General features: G+C 44.4%; 5 protein-coding genes and 6 pseudogenes. 6 read left to right on the forward strand and 5 right to left on the reverse strand.

The features are described 5' to 3' along the window. Window positions 1–4: 4 nt before the first annotated feature. Window positions 5–1,988 (reverse strand): annotated as a pseudogene (mrdA, locus tag TT11_RS06600) (penicillin-binding protein 2). Window positions 1,989–2,482: 494 nt separating this feature from the next. On the opposite strand from mrdA, the pseudogene TT11_RS06605 reads away from it, so the two are divergent. The 6 genes and pseudogenes from TT11_RS06605 (at window position 2,483) to adk (ending at window position 9,632) form a co-directional block, all read left to right on the forward strand. Beyond that, window positions 2,483–3,819: pseudogene (locus TT11_RS06605) on the forward strand (hypothetical protein). A 280-nt stretch (window positions 3,820–4,099) separates the two neighbouring features. Next, entirely contained in the window at window positions 4,100–6,121 is a 2,022-nt protein-coding gene (locus TT11_RS06610) for a heme lyase CcmF/NrfE family subunit (protein ID WP_261869666.1), read from the forward strand. A 163-nt stretch (window positions 6,122–6,284) separates the two neighbouring features. Continuing rightward, a complete protein-coding gene (locus tag TT11_RS06615) occupies window positions 6,285–6,812 on the forward strand; it encodes a DsbE family thiol:disulfide interchange protein (protein ID WP_261863728.1) in 528 nt (175 codons plus the stop codon). After that, window positions 6,809–7,348: pseudogene (locus TT11_RS06620) on the forward strand (cytochrome c-type biogenesis protein); the annotation flags it as partial. The gene TT11_RS06615 and the pseudogene TT11_RS06620, both read left to right, overlap by 4 nt. 15 nt (window positions 7,349–7,363) lie before the next feature. Then, window positions 7,364–8,643: pseudogene (ccmI, locus tag TT11_RS17155) on the forward strand (c-type cytochrome biogenesis protein CcmI). 334 nt (window positions 8,644–8,977) lie between these two features. Continuing rightward, window positions 8,978–9,632: pseudogene (gene adk / locus TT11_RS06635) on the forward strand (adenylate kinase). Between the two features lie 192 nt (window positions 9,633–9,824). Here adk and secB read toward each other — a convergent pair. From secB to rsgA, 4 genes and pseudogenes are all read right to left on the reverse strand, one after another. Continuing rightward, on the reverse strand, window positions 9,825–10,277 hold the full coding sequence (secB, locus tag TT11_RS06640) for a protein-export chaperone SecB (RefSeq protein ID WP_057760989.1): 453 nt from the start codon (window positions 10,275–10,277) through the stop codon (window positions 9,825–9,827). Window positions 10,278–10,468: 191 nt separating this feature from the next. Next, window positions 10,469–10,732, reverse strand: a complete 264-nt coding sequence (grxC, locus tag TT11_RS06645; protein WP_021813631.1) for a glutaredoxin 3 — start codon at window positions 10,730–10,732, stop codon at window positions 10,469–10,471. A gap of 351 nt (window positions 10,733–11,083) precedes the next feature. Next, window positions 11,084–11,540, reverse strand: a pseudogene (locus TT11_RS06650) (rhodanese-like domain-containing protein). A gap of 221 nt (window positions 11,541–11,761) precedes the next feature. Further along, a complete protein-coding gene (rsgA, locus tag TT11_RS06655) occupies window positions 11,762–12,865 on the reverse strand; it encodes a ribosome small subunit-dependent GTPase A (RefSeq protein WP_261869670.1) in 1,104 nt (367 codons plus the stop codon). Window positions 12,866–12,943 lie beyond the last annotated feature (78 nt).

Here is a 12,943-nt window from a genome sequence, read left to right on the forward strand (position 1 = left end):
CTAGTTACTCAGACGTCGCTGCTGTCGCTTCAGCTTCCGCGGCTTCTTTCTCTTCTAATGCTTTTGCTTCTTTATCACGAATGGCATCACGCATCGCTTTTTCAAAAGCCTTTTGGCGTTTAATAACTTTTAGCTCATCAGCAGAAGGTGGCAGCACAGGATCTGTTTTACGTTGTAATACCCAGTAATCAAATAGAGCACGGCCGATAGGTGCGGCAACAGCACTACCACCACCGCCATTTTCAACCAATACTGCGAGGGCAATCTGCGGGTCTTCTACTGGGGCAAAACCATTAAACCAAGCATGATCCCAGTGACGCTTATCGATTGCCGACTTGTCATAGCGTTTGCCCTGCGCGATAGACTTCACCTGTGCAGTACCTGTTTTACCAGCGATACGATAGCGCGGGGTATAGATACCGCGTCCTGTACCGTTTTCTACCACGCTTTCCATCGCATCATGCATGCGCAACCAGTCAGACGGCTTACCGTTATAGTCGATTTTACCATCTGGCTTAGTGATGATTTTGACGTCTGCGGCGCCGTCACTGCTCTTTAATAAGTGCGGGGTGATATGCTGACCTTTACTGGCTGTCATGGCTGTAGCGTTGGCAATCTGTAGCGGTGTTGCCAAGAAATATCCTTGTCCAATACTAACCGAGATCGTTTCGCCCGGTAGCCAATCTTTATCGTAAGTGTCTTTCTTCCACTTTGGTGATGGCATGATGCCTGATTTTTCATTAGGCAAATCAATGCCAGTATCCTCACCAAAACCAAAGCGTACCATCCAATCGTGCAGACGCTGAATGCCCATCTCATAGGCCAACTTATAATAATAAGTATCGACCGACATCGCGATGGATTTTTTAGATCTACCGTGCCATGACCGCCACGTTTCCAGTCGCGGAATCGATGCGTATCACCAGGTAAGCTAAAATAACCAGGGTCATAGATGGTGCTGTTCCAATCGCGTAGACCATAATGAATACCGCCTAGACCCTCAAATGGCTTGATAGTAGAGCCAGGTGGGTAGGTACCTTGAAGTGCGCGGTTATACAGTGGCTGATCTAAATCTTCGCGTAGATCGTCGTAGTCTTTGAAAGAAATACCCGATATGAAAGGGTTAGGGTCGTAGCTTGGATTACTAACAAATGCCAATACATCACCGTTTTTGGGATCTATCGCGACGATTGCACCGCGGCGTCCATCGAGTTGCTGTTGGGCGATGGTTTGCAAACCATAATCCAAGCTCAACGTAATATCGTTACCCGCTATTGGCGGCTTGGTATCCAGTTGACGTAAGATATTCCCATGTGCGTCTGTCTCTACCGATTGATAACCCGGTTGACCAAGCAAAATATCTTCGTAGTAGTCTTCGATACCGATTTTACCAATCAAGTCAGTACCAGCGTAACGGTCTTTATCAATACGCTTTGACTCTTTGTCATTGATACGTCCGACATAGCCGATGACATGGGCAAACAGCTCATCATAAGGATAAGAGCGCGTAAGCTTGCTTTGGATAGAGACCCCGCGAAAGAACGGCTTACGCTCACTAAACTGAGCCAACTGTGCTTCTGTTAAATCAATCTTAATCGTCACAGGGTCGTTTTTATTTTTACTTAGACGCGCCAAGATATCAGTGATATCTGTATCGGTTAAATCAAAAATCGGCGCGAGTAGATGCAACGTGCGCTCAGGATTTTCGACCTCATCAGGCTGAGCATCGCTGTAAAGACTGGCTGATTGTCTGCCAGTATTACTCCGTTACGATCATAGATATACCCACGACTAGGCGGCGCAGATATCAGTTTGATACGGTTGTTATCGGCTTGCGTTGTGTATTGATCATGAGCGTAAACTTGCAAATACCCATAACGTGTTATCAAACCGCCCAAACCAATCAATATTATAATCCCAAAGATGATAATACGATTGGTAAAGGTACTGTTGACCTGTTCAGTATTGGGAGTTATCGGTTTATTCATAGAAGATCAGAGCCCAAACGGTCAGTGAGTCAATAAAAGAAAAATAAGAGGGCAGGTTGGTGAACCAAAGTGCGGTGAGTCTAAAAGATAATGCAAATGGTTTCAATCACATAGAAGGGTATGGGGTGAAATCGTTATGCAGTCATTTATACGCAGGTAGTCTTTGTTATTGCACTACAAATTATAACAGAACAAATGAGCAGGCGCAGTACTCAGTCATATATTTTGTCTTGATTATCTACTGACTAAGCACTGGCTTATATTTAGTTTTTTTATTGGTTAACAGACGATACGAACCATGTCATCTTTAGTCACAACTTGCCGCTGGTCTATATGTGCTAATAAATGGCAAGTATGCTAAAATCAGACGATTTATTTTATAGTAGTTATTATGGGCGGAGCGTCTTTTGAAACGTTCTCATTTTGCTAAAGTCTCGTTATCAGTAGCGACAATATTAGCAACGACAATCAACCTGTCAGGGACTAGATAAGTCATGGACGTAAATTCATTATGGCAGACGATAGCTGAACATCCAGAGTTTTTTTGCCATGCTGACCATCCCACCAGTGACGGCATTCGTCACTTGGGTACATGTGTGGATGGCGCTCAAGATGCTGTTCTATCCGGTTAAGTTCTGGGGTATTCGTATTCCAAACTTCCCATTTTTTGGGCTGCCAGGTATCGGTTGGCAAGGTATTGTTCCGCGCAAAGCGGGCAAGATATCAGGGGTTATCGTTGACCAGACGCTCTCAAAACTCGGTTCGCTTGATGAGTTTTTTTAAGGCGATGGAGCCTGAGCAAATGGCGATATTTGTCACCGATACGGTGGACAAAAACCTTGAGCCATTGATTGATGAGATTATGCTGGATCACTCGCCAGCATTGTGGGGCAATCTGCCTTACGCCCTAAAGCGCCGTGTCTATGCGCAAGCCCATAAAGAGCTACCTAGTATTATGCAGTCGCTGGTGACAGATTTGACTTATCATGTCGAAGACTTGGTCGATATGCGCAAAATGATTGTTAACACGATGGAAAACGATCGTCGCCTGATGGTCAATATGTTTCTAAAGGTCGGACAAAAAGAGATCGACTTTATCTGGCACATCAGTGCTTTGATTGGTCTGGTATTTGGTATTATCCAGATGTTTATATTTTTGGTAGTGCCGCAGCATTGGACCGTACCGTTCTTTGCCGCGATTTGGGGTTTTCTCACCAATTGGATTGCCATTTGGATGGTGTTTAATCCAGTGGAGCCACATTTTATACCTTATTTAAAGCTGTTTTCGGTGCAGAGTCGCTTTCCATTTATCAAACCCGTTATACCGCATATCGCAAAGTATCGCTTGCAAGGCGGCTTTATGAAACGCCAAGAGGAAGTTTCTGAGGTTTTTGCTGAAATTGTGGTAAAGGATTTGGTCACTCTGGAAAACATCATGAATGAGATGATGTATGGTGACCGCTCAGCGCAAACGCGTGATTTGATGAAATCGCATCTATATACGGTGCTAGAGTCACCAGTGATTAGCACGACATTACGTGTGGGATTGGGTCGCCGTGATTATGGACAACTTAAAAATACCATTATCGACAAATCTATTGTCGCAACGATGGTGCCACTGCGAGATCCTGAGCTAAATGAAAGCCGAGCCAGTAAGATATTTGGTCTGTTTCGCGATAGAATACGTGCGCTTACGCCAAATGAGTTTCAGAATCTATTGCGTCCAGCTTTCCGTGAGGATGAGATGACGTTGATTGTTTTGGGCGGTTTGACCGGTTTTCTAGCAGGTTGGTTGCATTTAGTGTTAGTATTTTTCCCCTCGATGCAGTAATGCATCAATAAGTATTTTTAATTAGTCATGAACGGCTGTATTGAATAAGCTTTGAATAACTAGAAAATGTAAAGTTAACAATAGATAAGCATTTTGTATCAATCATTCATATTGATACGTCACAATGATAGTAGCGGGTTTTATGTGCTTCTACAGCAATTGAAACCTCAGTTTTTAACCGTAAACTATGACCGCATAAAGGACTATTAGCGTTTGCCAGTGGCTAGCAATGCCATCGGTGAACCCTTAATTGTATCCAAGGTAAACAAGGTTAGACCGTATGTTAATCACAGAATTGGGTTATTTTGCCTTGCTGGCCGCTTTTATACTGGCGATTTTGCAGGTGGTACTACCAACCATTGGCGTCATGCGTGACCACGTCGCTTGGCAGCGTTTGGCGCCAAGTCTGGCATGGGCGCAATTTGCGGCAATGATTACCTCATTTGCTGCGCTGATGGCAGGCTTTTATTACAACGACTTTAGTCTCGTCTATGTCACTCAGCATTCCAATACATTGCTGCCTTGGTACTACAAGCTGTCGGCGACATGGGGCGGGCATGAAGGCTCGCTGCTACTGTGGATGACCATCATGGCCACTTGGTGTGCACTGGTCTCTTACTTCAGTCGTGGACTGCCGTTGTCTATGCGTGCGCGAGTGCTGGTGATATTGGCAGGCGTGCAGATGATGATGTTAGCGATGCTTATCTTTACCTCATCACCATTTGATCGCACATTACCCAATCTGCCTGTTGATGGTGCGGATCTAAACCCTGTATTGCAAGATTTTGGTTTGATTATTCACCCACCGATGCTTTATATGGGTTACGTGGGTATGGTTGTGCCATTTGCGTTTTGTATGGCAGCACTGTGGGAAGGGCGTTTGGATGCGGTATGGACACGTTGGTCGCGTCCATGGGCATTGGCTGCTTGGGGTTTCTTAACAGTTGGTATCGCGCTTGGCTCGTGGTGGGCTTATTATGAGCTTGGCTGGGGCGGTTGGTGGTTTTGGGATCCAGTAGAGAACGCCTCATTGATGCCATGGTTGGCAGGAACGGCGCTACTGCACTCACTTGCTGTCACCGAAAAACGCGGTGTATTTAAAGCATGGACAATCATGCTCGCAATCTTTGCTTTTGCGCTTAGCTTGCTTGGTACGTTCTTAGTACGTTCAGGTGTCATCACCTCAGTGCATTCATTTGCCGCTGATCCAACGCGTGGTCTAGTGATTTTAGTCATCCTCGGTATCATCGTCGGTGGTGGTCTGCTGATGTTTGCTGTACGTGGTTGGCGTTTGACGGTCGAGAGTCAGTATCGACTTATCTCACGTGAATCATTTTTGGTAATTAACAACGTTATTATTCTAATTTCAACCTTAGTGGTACTACTTGGGACGCTCTATCCTATTATTGCTGATGCCTTTAATTTAGGTCAGGTATCTGTCGGCCCTCCATACTTCAACGCCCTATTTGTGCCGTTGACATGGCTGCTACTGGTAGCGATGGGTATGGGCTCTAATATCCGCTGGAAACAAGACAGCCGCCCGTTATTGGGTGCTGGTATGGTTATCGCGGTGAGCAGTTTGGTATTGGCTGCCATTATCACCTATTTTACCAGTCCATCAGCTATGCTAAATATCGGTGTCACACTGGCCGTGAGCTTCTGGGTATTGTTATGGATGGTTGTCGATTTCAAAGATAAGACCAAAAATGCACCAAGTCGTTTAAACGGCTTACGTCAGTTGCGTCTAAGCTACTGGGGTCAGCAAACCGCTCATATTGGCGTTATCATTGCAGTTATCGGCGTGGCATTTACCACTACGTTGAGCATTGAGCGCGATGTGGCATTAGGGCCCAACGACAGTGTCAATGTGCAAGGCTATGACTTTACGGTAAAAGGTTTTAGTGAAGTAAAAGGCAGTAACTTTGACGCCACCCAAGCAGAAGTAACAGTCAGCAGAGACGGTCAAGAAGTGACCACATTATATCCTGAAAAGCGTAACTATATTATCAGTATGATGCCGATGACAGAAGCTGCAATTGATGCCAATCTGATGCGTGATGTGTACGTAGCACTTGGTGAGCCGATTGCTGAAGATAGCAATGAATGGGCTTTCCGTATCTATGTCAAACCGCTTATCCGCTGGATATGGTTGGGTGCGCTTATCATGGCGTTTGGCGCATTGCTCAGTATGCTAGACAATCGTTACCGTATCAAAAAAAACCAAAACACCTGCGCAAATCGCGGCCAAAAAAATCAGGCTTTGCGACGGTTGCAGATTTGGATACGTCAGCTACAAAGATAGGGGAGCGTTAATATGACTACCTCAAACAATGAAGCTGATAGAAAAGCTCAGCAAGAGGCTGTCAAAGACTCTAAAGTTGCAAGCAGCAATAAAGTAAAAACTAAGAAAAAAACTAAAAATTGGGTTTTTGATTCCGCTGGTTATCTTTATTGGTTTGGTCGCTATGCTCTATATGCGTCTGGGCAAACCGACTGATATCGTGACCAATACGGCGCTTGAGCGTCCAGTACCTGCCTTTGAGTTGCCATTGTTATCAGATACCAGTCGTATCATGACCAATGACAACTTGCCAGATAAGCCATTCCTCATGAATATTTGGGGCTCTTGGTGTCCAACTTGTATCATTGAGCATCCTTTTTTGATGAAACTAGAAGAGCGCGGTGTTAACTTGGTGGGCGTAAACTACAAAGATGATATTGGTGATGCGTTAGGGTATCTGAATCGCGGTGGTGACCCGTTCTCTATGTCTATTCAAGACTTGTCAGGACAGTTCGCTCTTGACTTAGGTCTGACTGGTGCGCCTGAGACTTTCATCGTCGATGGTGATGGGATTATTCGTCAGCATATCATCGGTGAGATCAATGAGAGCAATTGGCAAAGTCGTATTACGCCTTGCTTAATGGTACTCAATGACGCTAGTAATAATGGGGTCAGTCCAGATCCTAGCCAAGTTGCGGAGGCGTGCAAATGATAGCCTACCAAATAAGAAATGCGACCATAAAGTTAGCAAGCTTGTTTATCGCTTGTCTATTGAGTATGGCAAGCTTTGCTGCCATTGATGTCTACGATTTTGATTCTGTGCAACAAGAAGCCCAGTACCGCGGTCTCATCGAAGAGCTGCGCTGCCCGAAATGTCAAAACCAAAATTTGGCAGGGTCTGATGCGCCAATTGCGCAAGACTTAAAGCAAAAAACCTATGACTTGATAAAAGATGGTCGTAGTGATGGCGAGATTCGAGCCTATATGCAAGAGCGTTATGGTGATTTTATCAGTTATAAGCCGCCAGTACGTCCTTCAACATGGATTTTATGGTTTTTCCCACCATTATTATTGATCGTTTTATTGGTCGGTTGGTTTTGGCAAAGTAAACGCCGTCAGCTTGTCGCCAGCGGCGAGAGTGGTGTAGCAGTAGACAACCATGTCAAAGCGTTGTCTGCCGCTGAAAAAGCAGAACTTGATCGCTTATTGTCACGAGTCAATAACGATGACAAAGACGACACTACAAGCCTTGGGGGCAAAAAAATGACCATATTTTCTACTGTTGGCTTATTTATTGCGCTAAGTTTACTTGTCGCTCTACTATTGGGCATTATCACCATTAAGCCGTGGTTAAGAGCACCTCGTTCGCATAGTAAGCCTGTGGACAATCAACTGCTGGATATCAACGTTGCTGTGTTTCGTGAGCGACTAGCAGAGCTGAAAACAGATAAAGACAGTGGTATCATTGATGACCATCACTATCAAAACCAGAAGCTTGAGCTTGAACGTCAGCTTTTGGATGCTCAGCGTGAAGTGTCACCGATGGTCACGCCAGGTATCAAAAGCCGATTGATTATTATGGTTTGGGTACCTGTATTAACTGCTATGGCATATCTGATGGTCGGTGATCGCACACCTGTCTTTGAGCTGTGGGCTGCTGAGGACAAAGTCGGTCAAGTGCAGATGACTTACTGACAGGTAGAATCGATCAGCCACCTGCTTGGGCAATTGAAGATGGTAATCAGCTCATCAGTGCCATGCAGACTAACGTCTATCGTCATGCCAGTGACTACAATCGCTGGATGCGCCTATCAGAGCTGTTCTTGTCATTAGAGGCGACTGATTCGGCATTAGAGGCATTGTCGCGCGCTTATCGTCTATCACCTGATAACGAAGAGATTGCGACCACTTATGCACAGATTAGTTTCTTTGCTAATAAGGGTCAGTTAGATGCCAATAGCCGCCGAGTGTTAGAAAACATACTGGCCACAAACCCAGAGCATGAGGGTGCACAGATGCTTATGGCGATGGGTGAGGCACGTGCTAGTAACTTCGATCAAGCGCAAGGCTGGATTAAACGTCTGCGTGACAGTATCGCGGCCAAACCAGGCGATCATATGCAAGCGCTATCAAGTCTAGACGAGCTTAGTGCTAATGTGGTGATGCAGCAGCAGCAAGCCTCTGAAGGCGTCGAAGTAACAGTCAAAATAAATGCTAGTCTGTTACCATTGGTAAAAGCTGACGATACACTGTTTGTGGCGATACGTGACGTGAAAGGTGGGCCACCATTTGCGGCTAAGCGTCTACCAATCAGTAATATCAAACAGGGCGAAGCGGTTATTAGCCTAAGTGATCTTGATGCTATGATGCCAGAGCGTACCTTAGGATCGGCTCGTTCTGATAAAGTACAGCTAGCGGTCATCGCTCGTATCAGTCATAGTGGCAATGCTACCGCAGAGTCAGGCGACCTCTCAGGCAATCCCGTGGTTATCAGCGCAGAACAAAATCAGGTCAACGTGGAAATCAATCAGCAAGTTCCATAGCCATAGTAGTAATATAAATACTGGACGCTAATGGTATTTATTATACAGACGCTGTTGCTTAGTACGGACGCGAGCAGCAGTGTTATGATTGACTTGATTGAAAGAGATATAAAGGTAACCCAGATATATAAATGGGCGCTCCAAACGCAGTCAATGCTGCTACTTTTTATCTTGAATTGACCATGTATGAACAGATAAGTCATGCCAACTTATCACATCAATAATGAAAATACTTGAGCTTTGCAGGGCCACAAGGTAAGGTAGCTTTGCAAACAATTAATCCCAAAGTTTTATTAATCCCAAAATCCTATCTATTAAGGAGAGTCGTGTAATGATGCGTATTATTTTACTAGGACCACCAGGCGCCGGTAAAGGTACCCAAGCCCAGTTTATTTCTAAAGAATATGATATTCCACAGATCTCAACTGGCGACATGCTACGTGCAGCAATTAAAGAAGGTAGCGAGCTTGGCAAAAAAAGCCAAAGATATCATGAATGCTGGTGGTTTGGTTTCTGATGACCTCATTATCAACCTAGTGAAAGAGCGTATCGCTAAGCCTGATTGTGTGAATGGTTGTATCCTAGATGGTTTCCCGCGCACTATTCCTCAAGCGCAAGCACTTGCAGACGCTGATGTTGCTATCGATCATGTTATCGAAATCAGTGTACCTGATGATGAAATCGTGAGCCGTTTGTCTGGCCGTCGTCAGCATCCAGGTTCAGGTCGTGTTTATCATGTCGATCACAATCCACCAAAGGTTGAAGGCATCGATGACGTCACTGGTGAAGCGCTTATCCAGCGTGAAGATGACCAAGAAGCGACTATCCGTGACCGTCTATCTACTTATCATGAGCAAACGTCAGCATTGGTTGGTTTTTACCAAGACAAAGCTAAAGAAGGCGATGATGCGCCTAACTATGACAAGTTTGATGGTACGCAAGGTATCGATGACGTTAAGCAGCAAATTTTGTCTGCACTAAAAGGCTAATTATCGAGGTTAGCTAATTGATTTAGCCAGTCGATGTAGTCGTTGAAGACCCTGTTTAATAGCAGGGTTTTTTTATGGCTGATAAATTTATACCTCATAAAACATACCCACAAAAAGACCGCTTACTCATTATAAGTAAACGGCCCTTTATCAAATATACGACTGGTAGAGCTCATATATTCTAATTAATGCTTAAGCATTACCTTGAGCATCAACTTGTGCTTGCTGCTGGCTCTGTGCATACGCTTGATCAAAGTTCACAGGTGCTAGTAGCAATTGTGGGAAGCTACCACGCGTCACGATATCACTGATGACTTCACGAGCATATGGGAACAACACATTAGGGCAGTATGCGCCTAGGATTTGACCGATTTGATCTTCTGGAATGTCTTTTAGTAAGAAGATACCTGCTTGATGCACTTCAGCGATAAATGCTGCTTCTTCCGCATTTTTGGCAGTAACGCTCACAGTTAGGATGATTTGATAATGATCGTCATCTAGTTTTTCAGCGTTGCTAGACAAATTGATATCAAGCTCTGGGTTCCACTCTTTGGTGAATACGCTAGCGCCTGGGACTTCAAGTGACATGTCTTTTACGTAGATGCGTTCTAGTGCCAATTGTGGTTGTGCTTGTTCTTCAGCCATGGTAAATCCTCTAAAATTAAATCAAATGATTGGGCAAATCGTCATTTTAATAAAAGTTCATTGTAATATAAATCGAGACTATTTTTTGGTATTGTCTCGATATTTTTATCATTACTTCTTACTGCTCTATTAAAACCTGACAATGTCTATCTTTACATAAAAAAAGACAGACAGTAAGGAAAGGTAGCAGATTAACCTGCCAATAGCTCGTCAAGTTTGCCTTGCTGGTTCATTTGGTTGAGCTCATCAAAACCACCAACAAAGGTTTCACCAACGAAGATTTGCGGCACAGTACGGTAGTTATTGGTTTTTTTCATCAACGCTTGGCGCTCTTCACTGCTCATATCGTGCATGCCGATTTCTTCATAATCAACGCCTTTGGTTTTTAGTAGTTGTTTGGCGTTTGAGCAGTATGGGCAGATAGGGGTAGTGTAAACTTTCACAGATACAGTCATGATAAATCCTTATTTATAAATTTATGAGATAACAAACGTATTATAAAGAGCATGATAAATTATCATAGTCTAAGCGTTGGTATAGTCTGTTATCAACGAGTAAAGTACAAATGCATTCGGTGATGCTCATTACTAAAGTGGGGATGGGCATGACAAATTCAAGCCGTTTTTGCTCAAAACGTCCTTTAGTGCTATAAAACATGATAAATAGAATATAAAAAAATAAACCACAAAAAAAAGACACCTGATAAAAAGGTGTCTTTTTATAGAGCTGATAATGTTAGTCAGGTCGCATAAACATCAGGTAAGCGATGTGTATAAACGCTTCACTTAAGCGCCCATACAGGTCTATTACTTGCTTAGACTTGGTTTTGTTTTACCTTTAGCCTTTGCTTTGGCGTCTTTTATACCAACCAATGGCATGCCAGCGCCTTGCCAGCCGCCAATACCGCCCTCTAAGCGATAGACACTATCTTTACCAATCATCTGAATCGCAGCGCCTGCTTGGACGCCCATGTCACAGATGATAATCACTGGCTGCTCAATCGCGCGAATCTCTTCTAAACGGTCTTTGAGGTCAGTGAACGGTATGTTGCGGCTGCCTTGAATATAGCCTGATTCAAACTTCTTTTTAGCGCGAATATCGATAAGTTGCGCGTTTTGAGAATTGACCATCATGCCAAGCGTGTTTGGCGATATTTTTCTACCGCTACGTTTGTTTTCAATCGTAAAAAAACAGTATAGCAAGTACGGCTAATATACCAAATAAAAACGGGTGGTTGCCCACAAATTCCAGCGCACGATCCAAACCATACCTCCAAAAAAATAAGTGTTCTATTAAGCTGAGAAGACAGCCCAATGATAGTGAACAAGGCGCTATTATACCGATAAGGCCATCTATAGTAAACGGGCGATGACATGGGCAATAATTGGGCGGTTATTGTACTTATCTATGGATCTTCTTAGCCTAATAAAAATATCTACTCACAAGACCGTGTTTAATTAAGACGGACACTAACAAGCCAAATATTAATAAGGCTTAGTATCTGCCTCTTCTCGTAGCGTGACGAGGTTTTCAACACGGCGCTGCAATACTTCACCATCAGCTACTGCTTGCCATAGTGCGCAGCCTTTGCTGTTGTGAGTATGGCGACAGTCACGGAATTGGCAGTCACCGGCCAATGGTGCTAGCTCAACAAAGCCTGAAATAATATCATCAGGGGTGAGGTGCCAAATGCCATATTCACGAATTCCTGGTGTATCAACGATACCGCCTTGGGTGAGGTCTTCTGGATTGAATGGCAGCAGTCTACTGGTCGTCGTGGTGTGCTGACCGAGCTTAGAGTTTTGTGAGATGATATTGACGCTCTGTCCAGAGTCAGGCAGAAGGGCATTGATTAAGCTGCTTTTGCCGACGCCAGATTGACCCGCGAAGATGACCAGCTTTTTATCTATATAGCGTTTTAGTTCATCAAGGCCTTCTTGCTCATCGCTCTCGGCGATATTTTCAGGGCAATCGACCGAAGTCAGAACGCTTTCATAACCAAGCGCGGCATACTGCGCCAATAACTCATTGGTATCCACGCCGTTCTCTTCTGCCAATAAATCGGCTTTGTTGAGTACCAATAGTGGTTTGACACCTGCATGATGGCATACCACAAGATAGCGATCGATCAGCGTTGGTGCGGCGGCAGGCAATGGCGCAAAAACAATCGCCAAAATATCGACATTGGCGGCAACAGGTTTGAGCTTATGATAGCGGTCAGGACGAGAAACCAGCGATGTACGTGGTTTGACCGCTTCGATACGTCCAAAGCCAGTATTAGAATCGGCATTCCAGCGTACTTGATCGCCAGCAGCTAGCATCGGTAGATTGGTACGCACATGACAGCGCCAGATATCATTCAATTCAAGCGTTTGCCAAAACGGCTCAGGATCATCAGGGGCAATCTCTGGCTGCTCAGGTATGACAGCTGGCAGGCTAGTGACTTGTACTTCTAGTTGCTTACCGTAATGCGCCATGACCACGCCATCCATCAAACTGTCATCAATACTATCTTGATTGGACAGTTGCTGCTTGTCGATGCGACGAATCTGTTGTTTAGTCAGTTTGCGTTGCCGGATTAATGCCATGGGTTTTTGACCTATTATAAAAATATTGCTAAGTGTAGCGTGAAAATTTGCTAACATACAGCCTAAAGCGTCTGCGGC

It is taken from the genome of Psychrobacter sp. JCM 18901 (genome assembly GCF_000586435.1).
GTDB lineage: Bacteria > Pseudomonadota > Gammaproteobacteria > Pseudomonadales > Moraxellaceae > Psychrobacter.

Coding starts and splice junctions, on each gene's coding strand:
- TT11_RS06610 (WP_261869666.1), top strand. CDS start 4,100: ATGTTAATCACAGAATTGGGTTATTTTGCCTTGCTGGCCGCTTTTATA.
- TT11_RS06615 (WP_261863728.1), top strand. CDS start 6,285: ATGCTCTATATGCGTCTGGGCAAACCGACTGATATCGTGACCAATACG.
- secB (WP_057760989.1), bottom strand. CDS start 10,277: ATGGCTGAAGAACAAGCACAACCACAATTGGCACTAGAACGCATCTAC.
- grxC (WP_021813631.1), bottom strand. CDS start 10,732: ATGACTGTATCTGTGAAAGTTTACACTACCCCTATCTGCCCATACTGC.
- rsgA (WP_261869670.1), bottom strand. CDS start 12,865: ATGGCATTAATCCGGCAACGCAAACTGACTAAACAACAGATTCGTCGC.